Genomic DNA, 25,833 nt, shown 5'->3' on the forward strand with positions numbered 1-25,833 from the left:
AGATGACGGGTAAAGGATTGAATCCTTATCAGCGGTATTACTGGAGCGCATCCAGTGCTTACGATCTTGCGGAAACAGCCTGCGTAAGCATTGGTTTTGTGCTGGATGGGCCGTTGCACATTGCCCAGTTCAGCCGCGCGGTGGATGCGGTGGTCAATCGTCACGAACAGTTACGATCGCACTTCCACGAAACACCCGATGGCGCGCGACGGTTTCCCGGAGTGCAAGTGCGCGATGTACTGAGCGTCGACAGCGAGCCGTTCGAGTTGTCGCGGCTGGAGGACTGCATCGAGGACCTGTGCCGGCGACCGCTTGACCTGAAGGTGGACATACCGTTCAGGGCCTACCTGAAAAAGCTCGGACATGATCGTCATCTGTTTGCGCTGATCATTCATCACATCGTTGTCGACTCATGGTCGCTGGAAGTGATCCTCGACGATCTGGCGACCGCCTACAACGGCGCGATATCCGCCGCCCCGGAGCCGTTGCTGGAGCCACTCGGTTTCGATCATGAAACGCTGGCAATGCCTTTGGAACATGATGAGCATCAGCGCCAGGCGCAGTTCTGGCGTGAGTATCTCAAGGACGCGAACATTCCCTTGATACCGGACTTGCAGACCGGCGAGAGCGCGCAAGGCAAATCGACCTTCGATGTGATGACCCCCGGTGCGGAGGTCCATGGGGCCATCAACCGACTCTGTCATGCGCTGGATGTCACGCCCTTTGTGGTTTACACCGCAGCGGCGTCTATCGCGCTCGGACATTTTTGCGCCTCTGACGATTTGTTGATTCAGACCAATGTGACGCCGCGCTGGACGGAAGGCACGCAAACCGTTGTCGCCTATCTGTCTGCGCGTATTCCGTTACGGGTACGTGTCGATTCGAAACTGTCGTTGCAGGCTCACATTCTCAATGTCGCGGATTCACTCTATGAAACTTTCGACAGCGTCGGTCTTTCGATCGGCGAAATCATGGCTGAATCCGACATCAGCCAGAGCCTGCCAATTCACATCGGTGCCGAGAGCCCGTTCGAAGGTTGGAATCTGGAAGGTATCGCCGTCTCCCAGGTTCAGTTGCCCGACTATCAGCCTTGGCCACTGTTCATGTGGGTGCCAGTCACGGCTGACCATTGCTTTATCAAGCTGCAGTACCAGGCCGACCGAATTTCGCCTGAAAACATGTTGAAACTAAAACACCTGCTGAACGAAACGTTAGATCAATTCTGTCTCCTGGAGTCCGAAGTAAGCGCTCGTGACACAGCGATTCCAAAACACGAAGCCATTCAATGAGACCTCCCATGAAAGACTCCCAACACCTGTCATCCCATGCATTGACCGTCGTTTCCGGTTCGCAGATCGCCAACCTGATGCCGTCGTTGCGCCAGGACATTTTGCGTCTGGTCGAAGAGACTTACCTGCAGCACGACGCTGGCCTGACCAACAACCCCGACAGCTATTTCCTGAAGTTCGAGGAGCGTCAATCGGATCGGATCATTGCCTTGCCTGCTGCGATTGCCAATGACACGCCCATTTCGGGCATCAAATGGATTGCCAGTTACCCGAAGAACATCGAGCGAAATCTGCAGCGCGCCTCAGCCGTTCTGCTGCTCAACGATTATGAAACGGGTTACCCGGTAGCTTGCCTCGAAGCTTCGCAAATCAGTTCGGCCAGAACTGCGGCTTCAGCGGTGGTCGCCGCGAGGACGTTGGCGGCAGATCCGAAGAAAGCACTGAAAATTACATTCGTTGGCGCCGGGGTGATCTCCCGCGCGATCTTTGATTTTTTCATGGCCGATGGCTGGAAGTTCGATCAGGTCACCGTCTGCGATCTGGATGCAGCGTCCGCTACCGAGCTTCGTCACCACGTTGAGGCGGGGACGGGTCAGCCAGCGTTTTTCGTCGAGGACTTGAAGGCTGCGATCAGCGCTGCCGACATTGTTGTTTTCGCCACCAACGCCGGCACGCCTTACGTGTCGGGAGACGATGTCTTCGCCCCCGGTCAGATCATTCTGAATGTCTCACTGCGCGATATCAGCCCGGACATCATCTGGCAGGCGTTCAACGTGTTCGATGATGTGGAACATTGCATGAAGGCCAATACCTCGCCCCATCTGGCAGAACAGAAATACGGCGACCGCTCATTCGTGCATGGCACGCTCGCGCACATTCTCAACAACCCGAGCTTGATTGACCGCTCGCGCCCGCTGATTTTTTCACCATTCGGGCTGGGTGTTCTGGATCTTGTGGTGGGGCAACTGTTCGTCGACAAGTGCCTGGAGGCCGGCGCCTATACCAATATCGCGGACTTCATTCCTGATACGCGACGTTGGGCCGCGTCCCACGGCTGAACCACTCAAGGAGCATAGGCGCGAGCTTTCGCACGTTCCATTCCAGGGAGGAGTGACCCGATGCAAAACAAAAAATGCATGATCATCGGCTTCAATGATTTCTCGTTTGACGACTATTGTCAGATGCTCGATCAACTAGCACCTGAAGCGGCAGCGAAACGTGATTTACGCCTGGCGTTTGTCAATTACGAGGGCTCGCGGTTTCATGCATTGGGCGTGCTGAACAAGACACGTGAGCGGCAAGGGCTGGCAAACCTGAACCTGAACAATGCCGACTTTCTATGGCCGGTGGTGATGGTGCTGGGTACCTACCTCGAAAAGCATGGCATCGCCTTTGACTACGTCAATCTGTTTCAGAACGAGAAGGACGTCCTGGCGCATAAACTCGCGTCCGGCACGATTAACACGGTGGTCATCACCACGACCCTCTATGTGATGCCCCATCCGGTGCAGGAAATCGTGGACTTTGTGCGCTCCTGTGCCCCCGAGGTGCAGATCATCATCGGCGGCCCTTATATCAGTGGTTTGTTCAAGGCGCACGATCGCGAGATGCTCGGTGATTACCTGAATGTTCTTGGCGGTGATATCTATATCAACAGCAATGAAGGTGAAGACACGCTTCGCCAGGTGCTGGAGGCGCTCAACCAAAACCGTTCGGTTATCGGCTTGAGCCGCACGGCAGCGCTGGACGACGATACGTGGGTGTTCGGCGCGGATGAGCCGGAATACAACGAACTGAAGGAAAACTTCGTCAATTACAGGTTGTTCGAACCGCGCGGCATCGGACGTTTTCTGTCCACGCGTACCGCCAAATCCTGTCCGTACGCCTGTGCGTTCTGTGGGTTTCCCCAGCGAGCCGGCAAATACCGTTATTTGTCCACCAGCGATGTAGAACGCGAACTGGACGCGGTGAAGGCGATTGGCACCGTGGATACGCTGACGTTCCTGGATGACACATTCAATGTGCCCAAGCAGCGATTCCGGGAAATCATGCAGATGATGATCGACAACCAGTACAACTTTAAGTGGAACTCCTTCTACCGCTCTGATCAGGGTGATCCGGAAACCATTGCATTGATGGCGCGCGCAGGGTGTGAAGGGGTTTTTCTGGGTATCGAGTCGGCTTCCGACAAGATGCTTGCGCTGATGCGCAAGACGTCACGCCGCAAGAACTATGAACAGGCCATCAGCGCATTCCGCTCGGTTGGCATTGCGACTCACGCCTCGTTCATCATCGGCTTTCCAGGGGAAACTCTCGACACGGTGCAAGAGAGCCTGGATTTCATCGAGACCTTTCGGCCGGACACGTTCCGTGCGCAGGTCTGGTACTGCGATCCGCTGACGCCCATCTGGAATGACCGGGAAAAATACGGCATCACCGGGTCGGGCTTCGACTGGTCGCATGACACGATGAGCAGCGAACTGGCCGCCTCCATCACCGAGCGGTTCTTTCTCACTGCTCAAAACTCTACATGGCTGCCGCAATTCGGCTTTGAACAGTGGAGTCTGTTTTACCTGCATCGCCAGGGAATGGAGCAGGACAATATCCTCGGGTATCTGGACGGTTTCAATGCGGCAGTCAAGCATCAGCTGTTACACGGTGATGACGCTGAGTTGCCCGGCTCGATCATTGACCGCTTCAAGTTCAGTGCCCATCTGCCGGCGCAGAGCCCTGCGGTGCCACAGCCCGGGTTATCGATGGAGTCGGCAGCGCACTTCAAGGCGGCGGAGGGCCGCTTGCAGGCTTGCGCCGCGTGGCTGGACCCGCAGAATCTCGGACCCTTGCCGGTGCACACCGGTGAGCAGACGAAGACAGTGCTGAGCCGGCCCGAGGGCATGGTCAGTGGCTGCGATCAGACAGTCGCCTGGATCGTGGCCTTTTTGAAGCACGCTTGCAGCGTTCTGCAGGGCGAGCGATTTCTGCTGCACTACGTCGTTGAAGGAAGCGCCCGCTTGATGGCGGTCGACGATGTTGGCGGTTGCAGCGAGGCGGTTCTGTACGATCGTGTCGCGACAGCACTTGCCCAGACGCCAGTGCTCGACAGCCACGATAATTATCTGCTGTCGCGCAATTCACGGTTGAGTGCTTGCGGCATTGTTTTGCGTCAGCCGGTTCTGCGCGTGTTCGTTGACGATGTCGTCGCTCCTTCGTTCGACAGCGGACTTTATATGCACCTGCTGCTGCCGAGTACCGGACAGGTTCGGGTGCTGAGCAACTTTGTCCGATGGGCCCCCGAGCTTCACGCCGCGAATGCGCAGATCGCACTTGCCGAGCAGGCCATCTTCGTCAGAGTGCAATAGGCCAGATCAGGGAGGAGAACGCCAGGCGCGCTCCTCCCTGATCTCCTCAGCCTTGCAGCGCTGCTTTCTTGCGCTCCTCGCGGGCGCGGGCAGCCGTCAGCAGCTGTTCGGCGATGCGCATTTGCAGACGCTCCTCAATGAGACGGATGAATAGTGGGTGGCAGGCAATGGCTGCAGCGAGTTCATAACCGCGTCCGTCGGGTTCCCGCATCCAGTAATGGCCGTCAATCAGCGTACGCCGCAGCTCCACCACATCGCTGCGCAGCATGGGGGCGTACTGGGTTTTCCATTGATCCAGCCGCGCGGTCGCGTCCCTCTCGCTGTAGCGTTCGCCGGGGTTGAGCGCGGCACTGATATACAAGAGCATGACCCCCAGCTCTTGACGATTGAGCCGTCCAAGGGTCAATCCGTTTTTGCTGCTCAAGCGCGTCAGTGTCTCGACGAACTGTTCAAAATCCGTTGGAAGTTCCTTGTCCAATGTCTTGCTCCTTGGGTATGAAAGGTTACGGCCGTTTAGCGTGTCTGCCTGGCTTGATTGAGCCAGTATGGCGGCTGTCGTGCAATTTTGCGGGGGCTGCCCGCAAAGAAAACCCCTTCTGCCTCGACTGATGCGCAATCGAGGTGGAAGGGGTTTGGTTAACACTTTAAACCCGGGTAAAACACGATCCCCTGTAGGAGCTGCGGCACGCTGCGATCTTTTGATCCTGATTCTAAAAATCAAAAGATCGCAGCGTGCCGCAGCTCCTACAGGTTTTGTGTTTGTCCGCAGATCTTTTTACGCAGCGCCGTCGAGAAATTGCTCGGCGTAGTGGCAAGCCACCTGCCGATTGTCGAGCGCACGCAGGGCGGGCTCTTCAGTGCTGCAACGCTCGGTCGCATACGGGCAGCGCTTGTGGAACGCGCAGCCTGAAGGCGGGTTCAACGGGTTGGGCAGTTCGCCGACGATCTTGATTTTCGGCTTGTTCGGATCCGGGTGAATGGTTGGGGTCGCCGACAGCAGCGCCTGGGTATACGGGTGCAGTGGGCGCTCGTAGATGGCGTTTTTCGGACCCAGTTCCACCGGGCGACCGAGGTACATCACCATCACGTCGTCGGCCACGTGTTGCACCACCGCCAGGTTGTGCGAGATGAACACGTACGCGGTGTTGAACTCCTGCTGCAGATCCATGAACAGGTTGAGCACCTGCGCCTGAATCGACACGTCCAATGCCGAGGTCGGCTCATCCGCCACCAGCACTTTCGGTTGCAGCATCATCGCCCGAGCCAGAGCGATACGCTGACGCTGACCGCCGGAGAACATGTGCGGATAGCGCTGGTAATGCTCTGGGCGCAAGCCGACCTGCTTCATCATCGCCTGGACTTTCTCGCGACGTTCGGCAGCACTCAGGTTGGTGTTGATCAGCAGCGGTTCGCCGAGCTGGTCACCGACTTTCTGCCGTGGGTTCAACGATGCGTACGGGCTCTGAAAGACCATCTGCACGTCTTTGCGCAGTTGCTTGCGCTGGGCCTTGTCGGCGCCAGCGACTTCTTGCCCGGCGATTTTCAAAGAGCCTGAGGACGGATCTTCGATCAGCGTCAAGGCGCGGGCGAGGGTGGATTTGCCGCAGCCCGATTCGCCGACCACCGCGAGGGTCTTGCCGGCTTCCAGTTCGAACGACACGCCGTTGAGGGCGCGCACGGTCGCGTGGCCCTTGAACAGGCCACGGGAGACTTCGTAGTGACGGGTCAGGTCGCGGGCGGTAAGTACGACGGCCATTACGCCACCTCCTGGTTCAACGGGTAGAAGCAGCGGGCGAGGCTGTGGCTTTTCGGGTCTAGGCCGGGGCGTTGCGCGCGGCAGCTGTCCTGCACGTACGGGCAGCGCGGCGACAGCAGGCAACCCTGCGGACGGTCATAGCGGCCCGGGACGATGCCCGGCAGCGTCGACAGACGTGAGGCGCCGAGGCTGTGCTCGGGAATCGCCTTGAGCAGCGCTTCGCTGTACGGATGCGCGGGGATGTCGAACAGTTGCGGCACCTGACCGACTTCAACGGCTTGACCGGCGTACATCACGCACACGCGCTGGGCAGTTTCAGCGACGACCGCGAGGTCGTGGGTGATCAGCACCAGGCCCATGTTCTGTTCTTTCTGCAACGCCAGCAACAGATCCATGATCTGTGCCTGAATCGTTACGTCGAGCGCCGTGGTCGGTTCGTCAGCGATCAGCAGTTTCGGCTCACCGGCAATCGCCATGGCGATTGCGACGCGCTGGCTCATACCGCCGGACAGTTGGTGCGGGTAGGCGTCCATGCGGCTGGCTGCGCCGGGGATTTCAACTTTTTCCAGCAGTTCGATCGCACGTTTGCGCGCTTGCTTGCTGGACATTTTCAGGTGCAGACGCAGCACTTCTTCGATCTGAAAACCGACGGTGTAGCTCGGATTGAGCGCCGTCATCGGATCCTGGAAGACCATCGCCAGGTCTTTACCGACGATCTGCCGACGCTGGCGATTGCTCAGCTTGAGCATGTTTTTACCGTCGAAGTTGAGGGCGTCGGCAGTGACGATCCCCGGGTGCTCGATCAGTCCCATCAGCGCCATCATGGTCACGGACTTACCCGAACCGGACTCGCCAACGATGGCCAGTACTTCGCCTTTGTCGACTTTCAGGTCGAGACCATCGACCACCGGCACGGCGGTTTTGTCGCCGAAGCGAACATTGAGATTCTTGATTTCTAGCAGTGACATGGGAATCTCCTCAGGCGGCGTTCTTGAGTTTCGGGTCCAGCGCATCGCGCAAGCCGTCGCCCATCAAGTTGATTGCCAGCACGCTGAGCAAAATGGTCAAACCAGGCAGGCTGACGACCCACCAGGCGCGTTCGATATAGTCGCGGGCCGAGGCCAGCATGGTGCCCCACTCAGGGGTTGGCGGTTGAACGCCAAGGCCGAGGAAGCCCAGAGCCGCAGCATCGAGAATTGCCGAGGAGAAGCTCAGGGTTGCCTGAACGATCAGTGGTGCCATGCAGTTCGGCAGCACGGTGATGAACATCAGGCGTGGCAGACCGGCACCGGCCAGACGCGCGGCGGTGACGTAGTCGCGGTTCAGTTCACCCATGACGGCTGCACGGGTCAGACGCACGTAGGACGGCAGCGAAACCACAGCAATCGCGATCACGGTGTTTATCAGGCCAGGGCCGAGGATGGCGACAATCGCCACAGCCAGCAGCAGGGACGGCAGGGCCAGCATGATGTCCATCAGACGCATGATCGATGGGCCGAGGATTTTCGGGAAGAAACCGGCGAACAGACCCAGCAGGATCCCCGGAATCAGCGACATCACTACCGACGACAAGCCGATCAGCAGCGACAGGCGCGAACCCTGGATCAGGCGCGACAGCAGGTCGCGACCCAGTTCATCGGTGCCGAGCAAGAATTGCATCTGCCCGCCTTCAAGCCACGCCGGCGGCGTCAGCAGGAAGTCGCGGTATTGCTCGCTCGGGTTGTGCGGCGCGACCCAAGGGGCGAACAGCGCGCAGAAAATCACCAGCAGCATGAACAGCAGGCCGGCAACCGCGCCCTTGTTCTTCGAGAAGGCTTGCCAGAATTCTTTGTACGGCGATGGGTACAGCAGGCTTTGATCCGCGCTGGAAGCAGCGGTGGCTACTGAGGATGTTGGAGTGCTCATGGTATTGACCTCAGCGCTGATGACGGATGCGTGGGTTGGCAAAGCCGTAGAGGATGTCCACTACGAAGTTGACCAGAATCACCAGGCAGGCGATTAACAGGATGCCGTTTTGTACGACCGGATAGTCGCGGGCGCCGATGGCTTCGATCAGCCATTTACCGATGCCGGGCCACGAGAAGATGGTTTCGGTCAGTACCGCACCGGCCAGCAGCGTGCCGACTTGCAGGCCGACCACGGTGAGTACCGGGATCAGCGCGTTACGCAGACCGTGGACGAACACCACGCGCGACGGCGACAGGCCTTTGGCCTTGGCGGTGCGGATGTAGTCTTCGCGCAGTACTTCGAGCATCGACGAACGGGTCATCCGCGCGATAACTGCCAGCGGAATGGTACCGAGCACGATAGCCGGCAATATCAGGTGATGCAGGGCATCGAAGAACGCCCCGACGTCATCGGCCAGCAGCGTATCGATGAGCATGAAACCGGTGCGCGGCTCGATGTCGTAGAGCAGGTCGATGCGCCCGGAAACCGGTGTCCAGCCGAGGCTCACCGAGAAGAACATGATCAGGATCAGGCCCCACCAGAAGATCGGCATCGAATACCCCGCCAGGGAGATGCCCATCACCCCATGGTCGAACAGGGATCCTCGCTTGAGTGCCGCGATCACCCCGGCCAGAAGCCCGAGAATGCCGGCGAACAGCAGGGCGGCCATGGACAGTTCCAGGGTCGCCGGGAAGAGGGAGGTGAACTCGGTCCATACGCTCTCGCGAGTACGCAGGGATTCGCCGAGATCGCCGTGGGCCAGTTTGCCGATGTAGTCCAGATACTGGGCATACAGCGGCTTGTTCAGACCTAGGCGTTCCATTGCCTGAGCGTGCATTTCGGGGTCGACCCGACGTTCGCCCATCATCACTTCCACGGGGTCGCCAGGGATCATGCGAATCAACGCGAAAGTCAGCAAGGTGATGCCGAAAAACGTGGGGATCAACAACCCCAGTCGGCGGGCAATAAAACTAAACATCTTGTGTGGTACCTCATCAGCCGGTTAGGCGTGCCCGGTTTCCCTGCGGTCAGGGAAACCGGGAGTTTCTTATCTACTTCACCTGAGTGGTGGCGAAGTTATTAGTGGTGAGAGGGCTGATGTGGTAGCCCTCTACGTTGTTGCGCATTGCGGTAAACATCCTGGTATGGGCCATGCTGATCCATGGCTGATCCTGATTAAACAGCACTTGTGCCTGTTCGTAGAGCCTGGCGCGTTCCGCCGGATCTACTTTAGCCCGTGCCTCATCCAGCAGTGTCTGGAATTTCTCGTTGCACCAGCGTGCATAGTTCTCGCCATTCTTGGCCGCTTCACAACTGAGCATAGGCGTCAGGAAGTTATCCGGGTCGCCGTTGTCGCCCGCCCATCCGGCCGAAACCATGTCGTGCTCGCCGGCCTTGGCGCGTTTGAGCATCTCGCCCCATTCCATGACGCGGATGTCGATCTTGATCCCGACTTTCGCCAGGTCAGCCTGCATCATTTGTGCGCCGAGCATCGGGTTCGGGTTGGTCGGGCCGCCGCCGTTACGGGTAAACAGAGTAAACACAGTGCCTTCAGGTACCCCGGCTTCCTTGAGCAGCTTGCGGGCGGCGTCGAGGTCGCGTGGCGGGTTCTTCAGGTCGTGGTTGTAGCCCAGCAGCGTGGGTGGGTACGGGTTGACCGCGACCGTCGCGTTGCCTTTGCCAAACAGCGCGTTGACGTAGGCTTCCTTGTCGAAAGCGATGTCGATGGCTTTGCGCACTCGCACGTCGCTCATGTACTTGTGCTGGGTGTTCATGGCGATGTACGAGACGGTCATTGCGTCGAGTTCTTCGACTTTCAGGTTGCTGTCTTTCTTGATGCTCGGGATGTCATCCGGTTTCGGATACAGGGCGATCTGGCACTCATTGGCCTTGAGCTTCTGCAGGCGCACGTTGTTGTCGGTGGCGATCGCCAGAATCAGCGCATCGGCCGGCGGCTTGCCTCGGAAGTATTCCGGGTTGGCCTTGAAGCGTACCTGGGCATCTTTTGCATAACGCTGGAAGATGAACGGGCCGGTGCCGATCGGCTTGTTATTGAGGTCGCCGGTCTTGTTGGCCTTGAGCAACTGGTCGGCGTATTCAGCGGAGTAGATCGCGGTGAATGGCATGGCCACGTCAGCCAGGAACGGTGCTTCGCGACGGGTCAGGGTGAATTTGACGGTGTTGTCGTCAACCTTTTCCACGTTCTTCAGCAGTTCTTTGAAGCCCATGCTTTCAAAGTACGGGAAGCCCACGCTCGACAGTTTGTGCCACGGGTGATTCGGGTCCAGCTGACGCTGGAAGCTCCAGAGCACGTCGTCGGCGTTCATGTCGCGGGTCGGCTTGAAGTAGTCGGTGGTGTGAAACTTGACGCCTTTGCGCAGGTGGAACGTGTACGTCAGGCCGTCATCGCTGATTTCCCAGGAATCGGCCAGCGCCGGAACCACTTCGGTGGTGCCGGGCTTGAAGTCGACCAGGCGGTTGAAAATGGTTTCGGCCACCGCATCGGCAGTGACTGCAGTTGTGTACTGGACCATGTCGAAGCCTTCCGGACTGGCTTCGGTGCAGACCACCAAGGGTTTGGCCGAGACGCCGATGGCGGCGCTCAACAACGCGGCAGCGACGGCCGCACGTAGGGGAAGCATTTTCATCGATAACCCTCTGCAATCGGTTGAAGACAAAAAACCGAACGGCCGACTCTTCATGAGTCAGCCTTCGGTTGGCGTTTTTTACAGGATGTTGAACGGGATGGTGGTCACGAGACGGAACTCGTTGATGTTGCCGTCAGCCTGGTGCTCGCTGGCGCGGTGCGTGGTGTAAGTTGCACGAATCGCGGTGGCCTTGAGTGGGCCGCTCTGCACTGCGTAAGCCGCGCCGATGCCGTATTCATAGTGGCTTTCGCCGTCCATCAGGCTCAGGTCGCCGCGCTTGGCACCTGGATCGGTGTAAGCCGTGCCGGTGTAGTGAGTACCGTCGATACCCCAGCCACGTGCCTGGTAGATGTTGAACTTCAGGCCCGGTACGCCGTATTCGGCCATGTTGATGCCGTAGGCGATCTGGAAAGATTTTTCGTTCGGGCCGTTGAAGTCCGACAGCAGGGAGTTGGCCAGGTAGATGCCGTTGGTTTCGTGCAGGTAGTCGAAGTATTCGTTACCGTTCACTTGCTGGTACGAGAAGGTCAGGCTGTGGGCCTGGTGAGTCAGGCCGAAGGACAACGAGTAGGTATCGTTGTCGATGTCGCCCATCAGCTTTTTGCCTTCGTCCATGGTCTTGTAGTAGTTCAGACCGGTGGTCAGGCTCAGTACCTGGCTGTCGCCCAGTTCGTGGGTGGCGCCGAAGTAGTACTGGTTCCAGAAGTCTTCGACGTTGGCTACATAGAGGCTGGTTTTCAGACTTTTGAGCGGCTGGTAGTTCACACCGCCGGTGTAGACCTTGTCGGTTTCAACGCCAGTGGCCGAGTATTCGGAACGGAATTTCGACAGGCTCTGCTCGGTACGTGGCGAGACGCGGTCGAAGCCGGCCAGGTCGAACGACAGGTTGTTCAGTTCTTCGCTGTGCAGGCTGATACCTTCGAAGCTCGAAGGCAGCGGACGGTTGCCGATGACGTCAACGATCGGCGTGCTGAAGTTCTGGCGACCGGCAGTCAGAGTGGTGTTCGAGACGCGGAACTTGACGTTGGCCAGACCCAGCTTGCTCCACTGGTCTACTGCGTCACCATCGGAGTGAGCCAGCGTACGGTTGGAACCGCCGGCAATGTCCTTGCGGTCACGGTCCAGAACGATGGCGTTGTAAGCCGCCACTTCAGTGCTAACGCCAACGGTGCCTTGGGTGAAGCCCGAGGTGTAGTTGACGATAGTGCCTTGAACCCAGTTGATTCGACGCGGGGTGGCGGTTTTGACCACTGGCGAGGTGTTCTTGTCGCTGTTTTTCACGTAGCTGAAAGTGTCATCACGACGTTTCAGTTCGTTGGCGTACCAGTTACGCGTGGTGCCGCCCAGGCTTTGTCCATCGATAAAGCCTTTGGCCTCGCTTTGGGCGCTACTACCGGCCAATGTGGTTGGGACAAACTCCTGACTCACATTTTCAGCATAAGCCGTGGCGGTGATGCTGCTGATGGCCAGGGCCAGTATCGCGGTGCTGCTCAGTTTCATGGGTGAAGCTCCTTTACTTTCTTTTTATGCCGGCCTTTTTAGGTTGGCCGGTTATTGGTTTAGAACTCATTCACACATCGCAAACGTTTGCCAAAGGCCGGATTGGCGAATTTCGGCAAAGCGCTTGCGTGAGGGGCTAGACGGCGCCCCTCAGCGTTGCGGCTAATCGGTTGGGTTAATCGATACTGACACCCGAGAACACGTTGCGGCCGAAGGGGCTCACCTTGAACCCTTCAACCCGTGTGCTTAACGGCTGGTTGACCGTCGAGTGGGCTACAGGCGTGATCGGCACTTGCTGTTTAAGCAATTGCTGGGCCTGTTTGTAAAGCACGGTGCGTTGGTCGCGGTCGGTGACGACCTTGGCCTCTTTGATCAGCTTGTCGTAAGCCGGGTCGCACCACATGGAGTAGTTGTTGCCGCCAATGGCGTCGCAGCTGTACAGCGTACCCAGCCAGTTGTCCGGGTCACCGTTGTCACCGGTCCAGCCGATCAGGCTGATGTCGTGCTCACCATTCTTGGTGCGCTTGATGTACTCGCCCCATTCGTAGCTGACGATCTTCACTTTCAGACCAATCTTCGCCCAGTCAGCCTGGAGCATTTCGGCCATCAGTTTGGCGTTGGGGTTGTAGGGGCGCTGCACCGGCATCGCCCACAGGGTGATCTCGGTGCCTTCTTTGACGCCGGCAGCCTTGAGCAGCTCTTTGGCTTTTTCCGGGTTGTAGGCGGCGTCTTTGATCGTGTCGTCGTAGGACCACTGGGTCGGTGGCATGGCGTTGACGGCCAGTTGACCGGCGCCTTGATAAACAGCGTTGAGAATCCCCTGTTTATTCACCGCCATGTCCAGCGCCTGACGCACTTCAAGCTGGTCAAACGGTTTGTGCCGGACGTTGTAGGCGATGTAACCGAGGTTGAAACCCGGCTTGGAGATCAGTTGCAGTTTCGGGTCGGCCTTCAGCGCTTCAACATCGGCAGGGCGGGGATGCAGAGTGATCTGGCACTCGCCGGCCTTGAGTTTCTGCACGCGCACCGAAGCATCGGTGTTGATGGCGAAGATCAGGTTGTCGAGTTTGACCCGGCTCGGATCCCAGTACTGCTTGTTGCCGCTGAAGCGGATGTTCGAGTCTTTCTGATAACTCTTGAACACGAACGGGCCAGTGCCGATCGGCTTCTGATTGATGTCGCTTGGCTTGCCTTCGGCGAGCAGTTTGTCGGCGTATTCGGCGGACAGGATCGAGGCGAAGCTCATGGCGATGTTCTGGATGAACGCGGCGTCGACGCTGTTGAGCGTGAACTCCACGGTCAGCGGCCCGGTCTTTTCGACCTTGGCGATGTTCTTGTTCAGGCTCATCCCGTTGAAGTAAGGAAACTCCGTTGGATAGGCCTTACGGAATGGCTGCTGTGGATCGAGCATGCGATTAAACGTGAACAACACGTCGTCCGCGTTGAAGTCACGGGTCGGCTTGAAGTACGGCGTTGTATGAAATTTCACACCTTCGCGCAGGTGAAAGGTGTACTTGAGACCATCCTCGGAAATGTCCCAATTGGTCGCCAAGCCCGGTACGACATTGGTCGCGCCTTTTTCGAACTCGACCAGACGGTTGTAGATCGGTTCGGCCGCATCGTTATCGGTGGCTGCGGTGTACTGCGCGGTATCAAAACCTGCCGGGCTGCCTTCTGAGCAGAACACCAGACTTTTGCTGGCGGCGAAACTGGCGGACGAGACGGCCAACAGACCGGCGCCCAGCAATGCGGAAAAAACCAAGGTATGGCGCATGACGCTCCCTCTTTTTTAGTGTTATGCAATGCACCGCGTCTCGTCCTGAAACGTTGTGGTCGCATTGCGTTCAATCCAATACGTACAGCAAACCGTTGGCCCACGCAGACACTGGTCAGAACCCGACGGTAGAGGCCGTGGGCCTGGCAGTAAATACGTAAAAGCCTGAAAACCTCGTAGGAAAGGGCGACACATCCCCCACCATTGCAGTCGTCCGCAATGGAATTGGATGTAGGCAAATTCCTAACTTTCCGGCAGATAAAGCAACGGCGACGTCAAAAACGTCGCCGTTGCGTTAACTCAATTGCTGACGCTGACGCCGTAGAAGGAGTTCAAGCCGAATGGGCTGATCTTGAAGTCCTGCACGTTGGCGCGCATGGGTTGATACACCGTCGAGTGAGCGATAGGTGTCATTGGGACTGCATCTTTGAGGACGTGTTGCGCCTCTTTGTACAGTTCGGTGCGCTTACCTTGGTCGGTTGTGCGCTTGGCTTCCTTGACGAGGCCGTCGAACTTCTTGTCGCACCACTTGGAGAAGTTGTTGCCGCTGAGCGAGTCGCAGCCGAACAGCACGTTCAGCCAGTTGTCCGGATCACCATTGTCACCGCTCCAGCCAATGATCATGGCCTGGTTCTCGCCACCTTTGGAGCGCTTGATGTACTCGCCCCACTCGTAGCTGGTGATCTTCACTTTCAAGCCGATCTTGGCCCAGTCGGACTGGAGCATTTCAGCCATCAGCTTGGCGTTCGGGTTGTACGGACGCTGTACCGGCATCGCCCACAGAACGATCTCGGTACCTTCCTTGACGCCGGCTTCCTTGAGCAGCTGTTTGGCTTTCTCAGGGTCGTACTTGGCATCTTTGATAGTGGTGTCGTAAGACCACTGGGTCGGCGGCATGGCGTTAACGGCCAGTTGGCCTGCGCCCTGGTAAACCGAGTCGATGATCTGCGGCTTGTTCACGGCCATGTCCAGTGCCTGACGGACGCGCAGGTCAGCCAGCGGGTTCGGCTCGTTGCTGCCCTTGACCTTGTCCATCACGTTGTAGGCGATGTAGCCCAGGTTGAAGCCAGCCTGGTCAGGCATCTTCAGGGTTTTGTCTTCTTTGAGCGCTTTCAGGTCGGCTGGACGCGGGAACAGGGTGACTTGGCACTCGTTCTTTTTCAGCTTTTGAATACGCACCGACGGGTCGGTGGTGATGGCGAAGATCAGGTTGTCGATCTTCACGTCTTCAGGCTTCCAGTAGTCCTTGTTACCGGTGTAGCGGATGTTCGAGTCTTTCTGGTAGCTCTTGAATACGAACGGGCCGGTGCCGATCGGCTTCTGGTTGATGTCGGCAGGCTTGCCTTCCTTCAGCAGCTGGGCTGCGTACTCGGCGGACTGAACCGAAGCGAAGCTCATGGCCATGTTCTGGATGAACGCGGCATCCACTTCTTTCAAAGTGAACTTGACGGTGTGGTCATCGACTTTATCGATCTTGGTGATGTTGGTGTCCATCCCCATGTCGGTAAAGTACGGGAATTCGGTCGGGTACGCCTTACGGAACGGGTCATCCTTGTTAATCATGCGATTGAAGGTGAACAGCACGTCGTCGGCGTTGAACTCACGAGTCGGCTTGAAATACGGGGTGGTGTGGAACTTGACGCCTTCGCGCAGGTGGAAGGTGTAAGTCAGGCCATCTTCGGAAATGTCCCACTTGGTCGCCAGACCAGGAACCACGGCGGTGCCGCCACGTTCGAACTGGGTCAGACGGTTGAACATGGTTTCAGCTGAGGCGTCGAAGTCGGTTCCGGTGGTGTACTGGCCCGGATCAAAACCGGCCGGGCTGCCTTCGGAGCAGAACACCAGGTTAGTCGCAGCGGATGCGAAAGGTGCGGAGGCTAACAAGCCTGCGCCGACTAAAAACGGAATGACCGCGTGTTTAAGCATGTTGGCCTCATGATTTGTTGTCATTTTTTGATTTGAGGTACGACCTCGTGAGTCGTGCCTGCGGATACTTATGCAGGGGCCATACCCATTGCAAGATGCAGAGCGACTGCCAGCCTCAAACCGTGGCACGAACGTACCTTAATGTCGCATCTGTATAACTTCTGACGCATTTGACCGTTTGCGAGTGGTTTTTACGGTGCAAACGAAGCCCCAAAACGGTGCGACGGTCACGTTGTGCGCGCCGCCTTGGGGCTTGGTGTTACTTATTTATACCCACGCCGTAGAAGGGCGTCAGACCAAACGGACTGATGCGGAAGTCCGTGACCTCCTTGCGCAGCGGCTGGAACACCGTGGAATTGGCAATCGGGGTGATCGGCACCTGCTGTTTAAGGATCAGTTGCGCCTGTTGATACAGTTTTACCCGTTGCGTTTTATCGGTAGAGACCTTGGCCTGTTGCACCAGTTTGTCGTAGGCCGGGTCGCACCATTTGGCGTAGTTGCTGCCTTTCACTGCGGCGCAGCTGTAGAGCACACCGAGCCAGTTGTCGGGGTCACCGTTGTCACCTGTCCAACCATAGATCATCGCGTCGTGTTCGCCATTTTTCGCGCGCTTGATGTACTCGCCCCATTCGTAGCTGACGATGTTGGCCTTGATGCCGATTTTTTCCCAATCCTGCTGGATCATCTGCGCCGACATCCGTGCATTGGGGTTGGATGCGCGTTGCACCGTCATCGCCCAAAGGTTGATGGTAGTACCCGGTGCAACCCCTGCTTCTTTAAGTAGTACCTTGGCTTTCACCGGGTCGTAAGGAGCGTCCTTGATGTTCGGGTCATAAGACCACTGCGCGGGCGGCAAGGCGTTTTGCGCCAGTTGGCCGGCACTTTGGTAGACGGCTTTGATAATCGCCGGTTTGTCGATGGCCATGTCCAGCGCCTGACGTACCTTGAGCTGGTCGAGGGGCGCGTGGGTGGTGTTGTAGGCGAGGAAGCCGAGGTTGAACCCGGCCTGTTTGAGTACGCGCAGGTTCGGGTCTTTCTCCATGACTTCGATGTCGGCCGGGCGTGGGTAGCCGCTGACCTGGCATTCGCCGGCCTTGAGTTTTTGCAGGCGTACGGCGGCGTCGGGGGTGATCGAGAAAATCAGGTTGTCGATTTTGACGTCTTCGGGTTTCCAGTAGGCCTTGTTGGCGGCGTAGCGGATCTGCGAGTCCTTCTGGTAGCGCTTGAACACGAACGGGCCGGTGCCGATCGGCTTCTGGTTGAGGTCGGCGGCTTTGCCTTCCTTCAACAGTTGCGCGGCGTATTCGGCCGACTGCACGGAGGCGAAGCTCATGGCGAGGTTTTGCACGAAGGCCGCGTCGACGTTGTTGAGGTTGAAGCGCACGGTTTGCTCGTCGAGTTTTTCCACCGACTTGATCGTGGTGTTCAGGCCCATGTCGGTGAAGTAGGGGGATTCGGCGGGGTAGGCCTTGCGGAAGGCGTTGTCTGGGTCGAGCAGGCGCTGGAAGGTGAAGAGCACGTCGTCGGCGTTGAAGTCTCGGCTCGGGGTGAAATATTCCGTGGTGTGGAATTTCACGCCTTGGCGCAGGTGGAAGGTGTATTGCAGGCCGTCGCTGGAGACGTCCCATTTTGTCGCCAGGCCGGGTTCGATGTCGGTGCCGCCGCGCTGGAATTGGGTGAGGCGGTTGAAGACGGTTTCGGCTGAGGCGTCGAAGTCGGTGCCGCTGGTGTATTGGCTGGGGTCGAAGCCTGCGGGGCTGGCTTCGGAGCAGTAGACCAGGGTGGTGGCTGCGTGGGCGATCGGGGCGGTTGTGGCCAGGGCCAGGGAGATCAGGAGCGGTTTGAGGGTGGATCTTGGCATGGAGTCCCCGGGGATATTGGAGGTGGTGGTTTTTTGAGGGTAGCGGGGATTTGGGGGTGTCCGGAAATATCGTTTTTCCTGTGGGAGTGTCTATCTCGGTATATGTGGGGGTTTTTGTTGGGGGCATATCCGTTGCTGCGGTAACGGCTGCTTAGGGTTTCGCCCTGACGGCGACTCACTTTTTTGACAAACGCCTCAAAAAAGTAAGCAAAAAAAGGCTTGCTCCTACGTGCGGCCCGCTCGCTGGGGCTCGGGGTTCCTTCGCTCCGGGATCCATCCGGGGGCATCGCCTACGGTTTGCTGCGCTGCACCTCCTCTCGATGTGTTCGACTTCGTCGAACGGTCGCTGCGCTCCCACCCCCGGATGAATCCCTCCACTCAGCCTTCCGATGTCGCCCGTGAATCAAGATCAAGAGCTGCTGCCGAGCTAACGCTCATCCTGTTGAGTGGGGCGGCTGCGCCGCGTGGTGGGTGTACTTGTCTCCCCGGTAGGCGCTGCCGAGGGCTGCGATCTTTTGATCTTGCTGTTGCTTACCTGTGGGAGCTGGCTTGCCAGCGATGGCGGCCTGACAGCCGACCAATCTCTGGCAGATGTACTCGGTCCAAACTGTGGGAGCGAGCCTGCTCGCGAAGAGGCCCACTCGGTCACCCGATTACTTTGGGCTGTTTAAATGTGTATCGAATTGCCGGAACCTTCCCACAAGGTTTTCAGGTTGTCCGTCGGACGTGGGCTCTCTAGGCTTGGGATGTCGCTGAATGTTCAGCGATCGGGTGTGAGAACCCGGTAAAAATTAGTTATTCGGTCTACGTATCCGCATAATCGCCGCCAGCGTACTCGCTGCCTGCAAATGCGTTATGGCGGCTGTGTGCGGGCAGACTTCGGTCTGGCCGGTTTCCTATTTTTCCGGTTTCTCACCCCGCACATAGCTGCCACCCACTTCGCCGCGTGAGAAACGGCAGGTGCTGGCATCCATTTGCAAAATAGGGTTTTCCAATGACTAAGCCTGTACCCGATCCCCCCGAAGAAAAACCAACCCCTCTCGACGAAGCCATACGCGACGAAGACCTCGCCCGAAACCGCGAAGCCATGAAACGCGCCCTCGATTTCTATCTCTGCCCCCAACCCACGAAGTCGCGCCAACCGAGCACGATGTTCATGGTCTGTCCCAATGTCGACACCGAAAGCCTGCTCGCTCACGCCTGTGAATCACTGGCCTCCGCCAGTGCTGCGGCCAGCAACTTCGCCAATGAGCTGAGCGGTCTGCAGCGCAACACAGTGCTGGGGATTCAGCAGATCATCATGCTGGCTGAGTTGGCGGTGAATCGGGCGCTGGATCGGGTTGATCCGCAGACTTGAGACCGCGTTATCGTTCTTCGCGAGCAGGCTCGCTCCCACAGGAGTGCGCATTCCAAATGTGGGAGCGAGCCTGCTCGCGAAGGCGTCGGATCTTCCACCACAAATCCCAGGCATAAAAAAAACCGGCGATCATTGTCTGATCGCCGGTTTTTCATTCAGCCCAAATCAAATCACTGCATCAACACTTCAATCGAACCATCCGCCGTCATGCTGACCTGGCTGGTGCCGGCTTCAACTTCTGGCGTCACTGGCGCTGAATCCATGCCGGCGGCTTTCATCATCATCGGGGCGCGCAGGTACGGTTGTGGGTAGCCGTTGCTGTTGAGGTTCAGGTTGACGATTTTGTAGCCCTTGCCGCCGAGTGCATCGGTGGCCAGTTGGGCGCGGGCCTTGAAGGCGCTGACGGCTTCTTTGAGCAGCGCGTCTTCGCTGGCTTTGCGGGTCGGGTCGGCGATGGCGAAGTCCATGCCGCCCATTTTCAGGTCACCCAGCAGTTCGCCGGTGAGTTTGGAGAGGGCGGCGAAGTCGGAGCTTTCCAGGCGCAGTTCGGCGCGTTCACGCCAGCCGGTGATTTTCTGGCCCTTGGTGTCGTAGATTGGGTAGCTGTTGCGGCTGCCCTGGCGCAGGGTGATGTCTTTGACTTGCTTGGCCTGGGCCAGTGCCTTGTTCATGGTAGTGCTGACGTCGGCGGCGAGTTTGGCCGGGTCGGTGTTTTGCTCTTCGGTGTAGAGCGTCACGATCATCTGGTCGCGAGCGACTTCCTGGCTGACTTCGGCGCGCAGGGAAATCTGGTTGTAGTGCAGCTCATCGGCGGCCAGGGCCGGAAGGCTGGCGACGCTGCCGACGGTCAGGGCGAGAAGGGCGGCGCTGCGGCGAAATGTGTGCATGAAGGCTCCTTGATGAGGGCGCAGGTGATGGTTCGGGGGCCTGCGTGAAACCATCAGACTCTAGCTTCTATGCTCCGGTTCGCCCAGTTACAACTTCTATACACATGGCAAAGGCTGGACTGAGAGAGCCCTTGTGGCGAGGGGATTTAGCGAAACGTCGCACCGCCCCGTTCGGCTGCGCAGCAGTCGCAAATCAGGCTGACGCGGTATGTCTGGTTAAATGAGGTCGCATGATTTGGGGCGGCTCCGCCACCCATCGGGGATGAATCCCCTCGCCACAATTGGACTCAACTCATTGAGGAGTCGGGTTCGGCGTAGACGATTTTTCTGGCCACGCCATGTGGTCGTTTGCCGCACTTTCGCCTCTCGAGGCCGTGGCTTGGTTATACTCCGTGCGATCCGCCTGGAGCGCTCATCAGGAGAGCTCATGCTCGCCCCCGTACAACTGACTTCCGCCACTCGCCAGAACCTCTGGCGGCTGACTTTCATTCGCACTTTGGTGCTCGCCGCGCAAGCCGGTTCCGTGGGCCTGGCCTACTGGCTGCAACTGTTGCCGTTGCCGTGGGTGCAACTGGCGATGACCCTCGGCTGCTCGATTCTGCTGTGTGTGTTCACTGCCGTGCGGCTGCGCACGTCGTGGCCGGTGACCGAACTCGAATACGCACTGCAACTGGCCTGCGATCTGGTTATCCACAGCGCGCTGCTGTATTTCTCCGGCGGGTCGACCAACCCGTTCGTTTCGTATTATCTGGTGCCGCTGACCATTGCCGCCGTGACGCTGCCGTGGCGCTATTCGGTGATCCTGTCGGGCATCGCGCTGGCGCTGTATACGGTGATGCTCACGCGTTTCTATCCACTGGAGACCCTGCCGGTCGCTCGCGAAAACCTGCAGATCTACGGCATGTGGCTGAGCTTTGCGCTGGCCGCTGCGGTGATCACGTTCTTCGCCGCGCGCATGGCCGAAGAGCTGCGCCGTCAGGAAGAATTACGGGCGATCCGCCGTGAAGAAGGCCTGCGCGATCAGCAATTGCTCGCCGTCGCCACGCAAGCTGCCGGTGCCGCGCATGAACTGGGTACGCCGCTGGCGACCATGAGTGTGCTGCTCAAGGAGATGCAGCAGGATCATCCCGACCCGATGTTGCAGGACGATCTGAAGGTGCTGCAGGATCAGGTCAAACTCTGCAAAGAGACCTTGCAGCAACTGGTGCGCGCCGCCGAGGCCAATCGTCGTCTCGCGGTCGAAATGCAGGACGTCACCCAATGGCTCGACGAAGCGCTGAACCGCTGGCACCTGATGCGCCCGGAAGCCAGTTATCGCTTTCATCGCCTGGGCCAAGGCACGGTGCCACGCATGGCGCCGCCGCCGGATCTGACTCAGGCGCTGCTGAATCTGCTGAACAATGCCGCCGACGCCTGCCCGGAAAACCTCAAGGTGACGCTGGACTGGGACGCGGAAAACGTGACCATCAGCATTCGTGACCACGGCGCCGGTGTGCCGCTGGCCATCGCCGAGCAGATCGGCAAACCGTTTTTTACCACCAAGGGCAAAGGTTTCGGCCTGGGCCTGTTTTTGAGCAAGGCCAGCGTGACACGCGCCGGCGGCTCAGTGAAACTCTATAGTCATGAGGAAGGCGGCACGCTCACCGAGCTGCGCCTGCCCCACGGCGCCCGAGGAGACCAACATGAGTGACGAAATCCAAGTCGAAGGCGAAGAACTGCCGCATTTGCTGCTGGTCGACGACGACGCAACCTTTACCCGCGTCATGGCTCGTGCCATGGCCCGCCGTGGTTTTCGCGTCAGCACCGCCGGTTCCGCCGAGGAAGGCCTGACCATCGCCCAGGCTGATCTGCCGGACTACGCCGCGCTCGACCTGAAAATGGACGGCGACTCCGGCCTGGTGCTGCTGCCCAAGCTGCTGGAACTGGACCCGGAAATGCGCGTGGTGATCCTCACCGGTTATTCGAGCATTGCCACGGCGGTCGAAGCGATCAAGCGCGGTGCCTGCAACTATCTGTGCAAACCGGCCGACGCCGACGACGTATTGGCCGCGCTGCTTTCCGAGCACGCCGACCTCGACAGTCTGGTGCCGGAAAACCCGATGTCGGTCGACCGCTTGCAGTGGGAACACATCCAGCGCGTGCTCACCGAGCACGAAGGCAACATCTCCGCCACTGCCCGCGCCCTGGGCATGCATCGTCGCACTCTGCAGCGCAAACTGCAGAAGCGCCCGGTTCGTCGCTGAACCTGCGCTGAACGACTATCGCCAGCCCTCGCGATAAAACGCACCGATCTACTATGATCGGTGCGTGTCTGTTCTTTTCTATATCGAGCCTTATCCATGAATCAGAACGCTGAATATTCCGCGGTCAACGATGCTGTGCGCGGGCAGTTTTTTCGTAAGGTGTGGGCGATCATCACGCCTTATTGGCGCAGTGAAGAGAAGGGCAAGGCCTGGACGTTGCTGATTGCCGTAATCGCGCTCTCGCTGCTCAGCGTGGGCATCTCGGTGTGGTTCAACACCTGGTACAAGGATTTCTATAACGCTCTGCAGAAGAAGGATGAAGCGGCGTTCTGGCGCTTGATTCTGTATTTCTGCGGCATTGCGGCGGTGGCGATTGTCGGGGCGGTGTATCGGCTCTACCTGACCCAGATGCTGACGATTCGCTGGCGGGCCTGGCTCACCGAAAAGCATTTTTCCCGTTGGCTTGCCGACAAGAATTACTACCAGCTGGAGCAGGGCGGTTACACCGACAACCCGGATCAGCGGATTTCCGAAGACCTCAACAACTTCACTTCCAACACCCTTGAACTGGGCATTGGACTGCTACGCAATATCGTCAGTCTGGTGTCGTTCTCGATCATTCTCTGGGGCGTGTCGGGGAGCATTGAAGTCTATGGCATCACCATTCCCGGCTACATGTTCTGGTGCGTGCTGGTTTACGCCGTGGTAGGCAGTTGGCTGACGCATTTGATCGGTCGTCGTTTGATCGGTCTGAACAACCAACAACAACGCTTCGAAGCCGACCTGCGTTTTTCCATGGTGCGGATTCGCGAGAATGCCGAAAGCATCGCGTTGTACAACGGTGAACCGAACGAAAATCGTCGCTTGAGCGCCCGTTTCGGCAATGTCTGGCACAACTTCTGGGACATCATGAAAGTGTCCAAACGCCTGACGTTCTTCACCGCCGGTTATAGCCAGGCCGCTATCATCTTCCCGTTCATTGTGGCCTCGCCGCGTTACCTCGCCGGCAAAATCGAGCTGGGTGAACTGATGCAGATCAGTTCGGCATTCGGCAATGTTCAAGAGAGCTTCAGCTGGTTTATCAGTGCGTATCAGAGCCTCGCTTCCTGGCGCGCCACTTGTGATCGTCTGCTGAGTTTCCGCCAGGCCATGACCGATAATGAAGAGCGCCCACCGGCCATCGATGTGCAAAATCAGGGCAGCGAATTGCAGGTACACGACCTCGGGCTGGATCTGGCTGACGGTCGTCATCTGCTGACCAGTGCCGACATGACCGTTGAGCCCGGTGAGCGGTTGATGCTCAGCGGCCGCTCCGGCAGCGGCAAGTCGACGTTGCTACGGGCGATGGGACATTTGTGGCCGGCGGGGCATGGCAGTATTCGGCTGCCGGCGGCGCGTTATCTGTTCCTGCCGCAAAAGCCGTATTTGCCGATCGGCACGCTGCGCGAGGCGCTGAGTTATCCACAGCCGGGTGACACCTATGCGCCGGAGCGTTACGAACAGGTTCTGCAAACCTGTCGTCTGCCGCATCTGGTCAAGCGCCTGGATGAAGCCAATCACTGGCAACGCATGCTCTCGCCGGGTGAACAGCAACGACTGGCCTTCGCCCGTGCGCTGCTCTATGCACCGCATTGGTTGTATATGGACGAAGCCACGTCGGCGATGGATGAAGAAGACGAAGCGACGCTGTATCAGGCGCTGATCGATCAGTTGCCGGGCCTGAGCATCGTCAGTGTCGGCCACCGCAGCAGTTTGAAACGATTCCACCCACGGCATGTACGCATCGACAACGGCCACCTTGTCGAGCAAACCGTCACTGCCTGATCAGCCCATAACACTTGTAGGAGCAAAGCTTGCTCGCGAAGGCGACATACCAGCCAAATCATGGGCTGACTGACACGGCGCTTTCGCGAGCAAGCCCGGCTCCTGCAAAGGCAACGTGTGACGAGAAGTGATCGTACAACCCGCTTGAGCTATGATGCCTTCAAGCCGAACTTTCGAGACAAGATGCAGACCATGGAAAACCTGATCGACACCCCGCGCCTCCCACGCAAGCGCCGCAGCCTGGCACAGGAATTGGTTACGGTGCTCAGCGAGCAGATCCGCGACGGCTTGCTCAAGCGCGGCGACAAGTTGCCCACCGAGTCGGCGATCATGGAAGCCCATGGCGTCAGCCGTACCGTGGTGCGTGAAGCGATTTCCCGATTGCAAGCTGCCGGCCAGGTGGAAACCCGTCACGGCATCGGCACTTTTGTTCTCGACACGCCAAGCCCGAGTGGTTTCCGCATCGATCCGGCCACCGTCGTCACCCTGCGTGATGTGCTGGCGATTCTCGAACTACGCATCAGTCTTGAAGTGGAATCCGCCGGCCTCGCCGCGCAGCGCCGCAGTCCCGAGCAACTGGCAACCATGCGCGCCGCCCTCGATGCCTTGAACGACAGTGTCGCCCACGCCAGCGATGCTGTGGCCTCGGACTTCGCCTTCCACCTGGAAATTGCGCTGTCCACTGGCAACCGCTATTTCACCGACATCATGACTCACCTCGGCACCAGTATTATTCCGCGCACGCGGCTGAATTCGGCGCGTCTGGCGCATGATGATCAGCAGCACTACATGCACCGCCTGAGCCGTGAGCACGAAGAAATCTACGAAGCGATTGCCCGTCAGGACAGTGATGCCGCCCGCGCGGCCATGCGACTGCATTTGACCAACAGCCGCGAAAGACTGCGCCAGGCCCATGAAGAGGCACAGGCGCAGGGCTGATCATCAACTTTCGATGGTGAGTCTCAGAGGTTCAGAATATGGGTCCATGCTGGACTCATCGACGAATTTGTAGCGCAGTTCGATCTCCTGATGCAGGTACGTTTCGAGTGCGTCCCTGGGGATGCGCAACTCGATGCCATTGAGTTTCAAAGCGTCTTCACTGACGTCGTGCCAAATGCCGGTCGCTTGTTGCCGGCCCTCCCAGTCGGGCTCTTCGGGGTCAGCCCCAAGTATCGGATACACCTCCCAGTTCGCTGGAATGTCGGTTGAGTCCGGCACCTGAATGATCAGGTCGTCGCTCAGCAGGGACATGTTCACGGTGGCCGTTTCTGGCGAATGCGGCAGACATTGCGGGAGTGTTGGCGAGGCAAAAATCATGAGGGGGTCGCTCTCCGTGCGAAGTGGGCCGTGATCCATTCACGGCGGTGCTTCACAGTAAAAGCCTTTCGCAAAGCGTGTTTTAAACCGTTCATTTCCAGCCATTTCAAAGCCCCCTGTAGGAGTTGCCGCAGGCTGCGATCTT

General features: G+C 58.4%; 20 protein-coding genes. 8 read left to right on the forward strand and 12 right to left on the reverse strand.

Annotated elements, in window-relative coordinates; translation table 11 throughout:
• Positions 1-2: 2 nt before the first annotated feature.
• From JFT91_RS24190 to JFT91_RS24200, 3 genes are read left to right on the forward strand one after another with little or no spacing between them, the layout of a single operon-like run.
• Positions 3-1,289 carry a condensation domain-containing protein gene (locus JFT91_RS24190; protein ID WP_201234110.1) on the forward strand — a complete coding sequence of 429 codons (1,287 nt, stop codon included), beginning with the start codon at positions 3-5 and terminating at the stop codon, positions 1,287-1,289.
• An 8-nt stretch (positions 1,290-1,297) separates the two neighbouring features.
• Complete coding sequence (sbnB, locus tag JFT91_RS24195; RefSeq protein ID WP_201234111.1) at positions 1,298-2,347, forward strand: 2,3-diaminopropionate biosynthesis protein SbnB; 1,050 nt, start codon at positions 1,298-1,300, stop codon at positions 2,345-2,347.
• 60 nt (positions 2,348-2,407) lie between these two features.
• Complete coding sequence (locus JFT91_RS24200) at positions 2,408-4,648, forward strand: PhpK family radical SAM P-methyltransferase (RefSeq protein ID WP_201234112.1); 2,241 nt, start codon at positions 2,408-2,410, stop codon at positions 4,646-4,648.
• A gap of 46 nt (positions 4,649-4,694) precedes the next feature.
• Here the strand turns inward: JFT91_RS24200 and JFT91_RS24205 are convergent, their stop codons facing one another.
• The 10 genes from JFT91_RS24205 to JFT91_RS24250 all read right to left on the reverse strand — a co-directional run bounded on the left by JFT91_RS24205 (position 4,695) and on the right by JFT91_RS24250 (position 18,060).
• On the reverse strand, positions 4,695-5,126 hold the full coding sequence (locus tag JFT91_RS24205; RefSeq protein WP_201234113.1) for a DUF2087 domain-containing protein: 432 nt from the start codon (positions 5,124-5,126) through the stop codon (positions 4,695-4,697).
• Between the two features lie 297 nt (positions 5,127-5,423).
• Positions 5,424-6,404 (reverse strand): peptide ABC transporter ATP-binding protein, encoded by a 981-nt coding sequence (locus tag JFT91_RS24210; protein ID WP_201227998.1) that lies wholly within the window; start codon positions 6,402-6,404, stop codon positions 5,424-5,426.
• Entirely contained in the window at positions 6,404-7,372 is a 969-nt protein-coding gene (locus JFT91_RS24215) for an ABC transporter ATP-binding protein (protein WP_201227997.1), read from the reverse strand. The genes JFT91_RS24210 and JFT91_RS24215 overlap by 1 nt, the downstream gene beginning before the upstream one ends.
• A 10-nt stretch (positions 7,373-7,382) precedes the next feature.
• Complete coding sequence (locus JFT91_RS24220; protein WP_201227996.1) at positions 7,383-8,309, reverse strand: ABC transporter permease subunit; 927 nt, start codon at positions 8,307-8,309, stop codon at positions 7,383-7,385.
• A 10-nt stretch (positions 8,310-8,319) separates the two neighbouring features.
• Entirely contained in the window at positions 8,320-9,330 is a 1,011-nt protein-coding gene (locus tag JFT91_RS24225) for an ABC transporter permease subunit (RefSeq protein ID WP_008085273.1), read from the reverse strand.
• Positions 9,331-9,403: 73 nt separating this feature from the next.
• Positions 9,404-10,999: an ABC transporter substrate-binding protein gene (locus JFT91_RS24230; RefSeq protein ID WP_201227995.1), complete on the reverse strand. Its 1,596-nt coding sequence runs from the start codon at positions 10,997-10,999 to the stop codon at positions 9,404-9,406.
• A 78-nt stretch (positions 11,000-11,077) separates the two neighbouring features.
• Positions 11,078-12,499: an OprD family porin gene (locus tag JFT91_RS24235; RefSeq protein ID WP_201227994.1), complete on the reverse strand. Its 1,422-nt coding sequence runs from the start codon at positions 12,497-12,499 to the stop codon at positions 11,078-11,080.
• Positions 12,500-12,674: 175 nt separating this feature from the next.
• Entirely contained in the window at positions 12,675-14,273 is a 1,599-nt protein-coding gene (locus JFT91_RS24240; RefSeq protein ID WP_201234114.1) for an ABC transporter substrate-binding protein, read from the reverse strand.
• Between the two features lie 300 nt (positions 14,274-14,573).
• Positions 14,574-16,199 (reverse strand): ABC transporter substrate-binding protein, encoded by a 1,626-nt coding sequence (locus JFT91_RS24245; protein WP_201227992.1) that lies wholly within the window; start codon positions 16,197-16,199, stop codon positions 14,574-14,576.
• Between the two features lie 259 nt (positions 16,200-16,458).
• Positions 16,459-18,060, reverse strand: a complete 1,602-nt coding sequence (locus JFT91_RS24250; RefSeq protein WP_201234115.1) for an ABC transporter substrate-binding protein — start codon at positions 18,058-18,060, stop codon at positions 16,459-16,461.
• Between the two features lie 994 nt (positions 18,061-19,054).
• Here JFT91_RS24250 and JFT91_RS24255 point away from each other — a divergent pair.
• On the forward strand, positions 19,055-19,417 hold the full coding sequence (locus tag JFT91_RS24255; RefSeq protein WP_201234116.1) for a DUF6124 family protein: 363 nt from the start codon (positions 19,055-19,057) through the stop codon (positions 19,415-19,417).
• A 170-nt stretch (positions 19,418-19,587) separates the two neighbouring features.
• On the opposite strand, the gene JFT91_RS24260 is transcribed toward JFT91_RS24255, so the two are convergent.
• Complete coding sequence (locus tag JFT91_RS24260; protein ID WP_201227989.1) at positions 19,588-20,304, reverse strand: SIMPL domain-containing protein; 717 nt, start codon at positions 20,302-20,304, stop codon at positions 19,588-19,590.
• A gap of 427 nt (positions 20,305-20,731) precedes the next feature.
• On the opposite strand from JFT91_RS24260, the gene JFT91_RS24265 reads away from it, so the two are divergent.
• The 4 genes from JFT91_RS24265 (at position 20,732) to JFT91_RS24280 (ending at position 25,310) form a co-directional block, all read left to right on the forward strand.
• Complete coding sequence (locus JFT91_RS24265; RefSeq protein WP_201227988.1) at positions 20,732-21,994, forward strand: ATP-binding protein; 1,263 nt, start codon at positions 20,732-20,734, stop codon at positions 21,992-21,994.
• On the forward strand, positions 21,987-22,547 hold the full coding sequence (locus tag JFT91_RS24270) for a response regulator transcription factor (protein ID WP_003221630.1): 561 nt from the start codon (positions 21,987-21,989) through the stop codon (positions 22,545-22,547). Before JFT91_RS24265 ends, JFT91_RS24270 begins: the two co-directional genes overlap by 8 nt.
• A 96-nt stretch (positions 22,548-22,643) precedes the next feature.
• Positions 22,644-24,371 (forward strand): ABC transporter ATP-binding protein/permease, encoded by a 1,728-nt coding sequence (locus tag JFT91_RS24275; RefSeq protein WP_201234117.1) that lies wholly within the window; start codon positions 22,644-22,646, stop codon positions 24,369-24,371.
• A gap of 192 nt (positions 24,372-24,563) precedes the next feature.
• On the forward strand, positions 24,564-25,310 hold the full coding sequence (locus JFT91_RS24280; protein WP_201234118.1) for a FadR/GntR family transcriptional regulator: 747 nt from the start codon (positions 24,564-24,566) through the stop codon (positions 25,308-25,310).
• Between the two features lie 3 nt (positions 25,311-25,313).
• Here the strand turns inward: JFT91_RS24280 and JFT91_RS24285 are convergent, their stop codons facing one another.
• Positions 25,314-25,688 (reverse strand): hypothetical protein, encoded by a 375-nt coding sequence (locus tag JFT91_RS24285; protein ID WP_201234119.1) that lies wholly within the window; start codon positions 25,686-25,688, stop codon positions 25,314-25,316.
• Between the last annotated feature and the right edge of the window lie 145 nt (positions 25,689-25,833).

The organism is Pseudomonas sp. TH08 (genome assembly GCF_016651275.1).
In the GTDB taxonomy this organism is placed as follows: domain Bacteria; phylum Pseudomonadota; class Gammaproteobacteria; order Pseudomonadales; family Pseudomonadaceae; genus Aquipseudomonas.

Excerpts from the sequence above, each read along its gene's own strand:
- JFT91_RS24190 (WP_201234110.1), top strand. The coding sequence starts at position 3 with ATGACGGGTAAAGGATTGAATCCTTATCAGCGGTATTACTGGAGCGCA.
- sbnB (WP_201234111.1), top strand. The coding sequence starts at position 1,298 with ATGAAAGACTCCCAACACCTGTCATCCCATGCATTGACCGTCGTTTCC.
- JFT91_RS24200 (WP_201234112.1), top strand. The coding sequence starts at position 2,408 with ATGCAAAACAAAAAATGCATGATCATCGGCTTCAATGATTTCTCGTTT.
- JFT91_RS24210 (WP_201227998.1), bottom strand. The coding sequence starts at position 6,404 with ATGGCCGTCGTACTTACCGCCCGCGACCTGACCCGTCACTACGAAGTC.
- JFT91_RS24215 (WP_201227997.1), bottom strand. The coding sequence starts at position 7,372 with ATGTCACTGCTAGAAATCAAGAATCTCAATGTTCGCTTCGGCGACAAA.
- JFT91_RS24220 (WP_201227996.1), bottom strand. The coding sequence starts at position 8,309 with ATGAGCACTCCAACATCCTCAGTAGCCACCGCTGCTTCCAGCGCGGAT.
- JFT91_RS24225 (WP_008085273.1), bottom strand. The coding sequence starts at position 9,330 with ATGTTTAGTTTTATTGCCCGCCGACTGGGGTTGTTGATCCCCACGTTT.
- JFT91_RS24230 (WP_201227995.1), bottom strand. The coding sequence starts at position 10,999 with ATGAAAATGCTTCCCCTACGTGCGGCCGTCGCTGCCGCGTTGTTGAGC.
- JFT91_RS24235 (WP_201227994.1), bottom strand. The coding sequence starts at position 12,499 with ATGAAACTGAGCAGCACCGCGATACTGGCCCTGGCCATCAGCAGCATC.
- JFT91_RS24240 (WP_201234114.1), bottom strand. The coding sequence starts at position 14,273 with ATGCGCCATACCTTGGTTTTTTCCGCATTGCTGGGCGCCGGTCTGTTG.
- JFT91_RS24245 (WP_201227992.1), bottom strand. The coding sequence starts at position 16,199 with ATGCTTAAACACGCGGTCATTCCGTTTTTAGTCGGCGCAGGCTTGTTA.
- JFT91_RS24250 (WP_201234115.1), bottom strand. The coding sequence starts at position 18,060 with ATGCCAAGATCCACCCTCAAACCGCTCCTGATCTCCCTGGCCCTGGCC.
- JFT91_RS24255 (WP_201234116.1), top strand. The coding sequence starts at position 19,055 with ATGACTAAGCCTGTACCCGATCCCCCCGAAGAAAAACCAACCCCTCTC.
- JFT91_RS24260 (WP_201227989.1), bottom strand. The coding sequence starts at position 20,304 with ATGCACACATTTCGCCGCAGCGCCGCCCTTCTCGCCCTGACCGTCGGC.
- JFT91_RS24265 (WP_201227988.1), top strand. The coding sequence starts at position 20,732 with ATGCTCGCCCCCGTACAACTGACTTCCGCCACTCGCCAGAACCTCTGG.
- JFT91_RS24270 (WP_003221630.1), top strand. The coding sequence starts at position 21,987 with ATGAGTGACGAAATCCAAGTCGAAGGCGAAGAACTGCCGCATTTGCTG.
- JFT91_RS24275 (WP_201234117.1), top strand. The coding sequence starts at position 22,644 with ATGAATCAGAACGCTGAATATTCCGCGGTCAACGATGCTGTGCGCGGG.
- JFT91_RS24280 (WP_201234118.1), top strand. The coding sequence starts at position 24,564 with ATGGAAAACCTGATCGACACCCCGCGCCTCCCACGCAAGCGCCGCAGC.
- JFT91_RS24285 (WP_201234119.1), bottom strand. The coding sequence starts at position 25,688 with ATGATTTTTGCCTCGCCAACACTCCCGCAATGTCTGCCGCATTCGCCA.